This is a genomic window from Leucobacter sp. M11 (genome assembly GCF_035726885.1).
In the GTDB taxonomy this organism is placed as follows: domain Bacteria; phylum Actinomycetota; class Actinomycetes; order Actinomycetales; family Microbacteriaceae; genus JAPFRB01.
In genome coordinates this window covers 222,509-223,033 of the sequence record NZ_JAPFRB010000003.1, presented here as the reverse complement: position 1 = coordinate 223,033, position 525 = coordinate 222,509, and the positions used below count along the sequence as shown (strand labels likewise).

The following is a 525-nucleotide window of genomic DNA, read 5'->3' as shown; positions in this document are numbered from 1 at the left end:
GGCGCCCCGATGACGCTGCTCCTGCGCAGCGTCCGGAAGCGCAACGACGGTTCCTGGGGCGCGCGCGAGTGGGTCATGTGGGGCATCCAGACCCCGTGGTCGAAGCTCGTCACGAATCCGATCGTCGCGGCGATCATCTTCGCGGGATCGCTCTGGATCTTCTACTACACTCCCCTGTTCCGCTGGGCGGCCGAGGACCACCTGGGCCACCAGTGGATGATTATCCACTTCCTGATCTCGGGGTACCTGTTCTCGCTCTCCCTCATCGGGGTGGATCCGGTGCCCAAGCGCTTCCCCTACCCGATCCGGCTCGTGACCCTGCTGGCCACGATGGGCTTCCACGCCTTCTTCGGCGTCACCATCATGAGCAGCACGGGCCTCCTCCTCGCCGACTGGTACGGGGCGATGGGGCGTACCTGGGGCGCGCCACCCCTGGAGGACCAGATCACCGGCGGCGGCATCGCCTGGGGCATCGGCGAGCTGCCGACGCTCATGCTCGCGATCATCGTCGCCGTGATGTGGAGC

General features: G+C 67.0%; 1 protein-coding gene. It reads left to right on the top strand.

Annotation, left to right across the window (positions count from 1 at the left end):
* Positions 1 to 525 (top strand): cytochrome c oxidase assembly protein (locus tag OOT08_RS09310; RefSeq protein WP_325092374.1); only part of this gene is annotated, 525 nt, incomplete at both ends.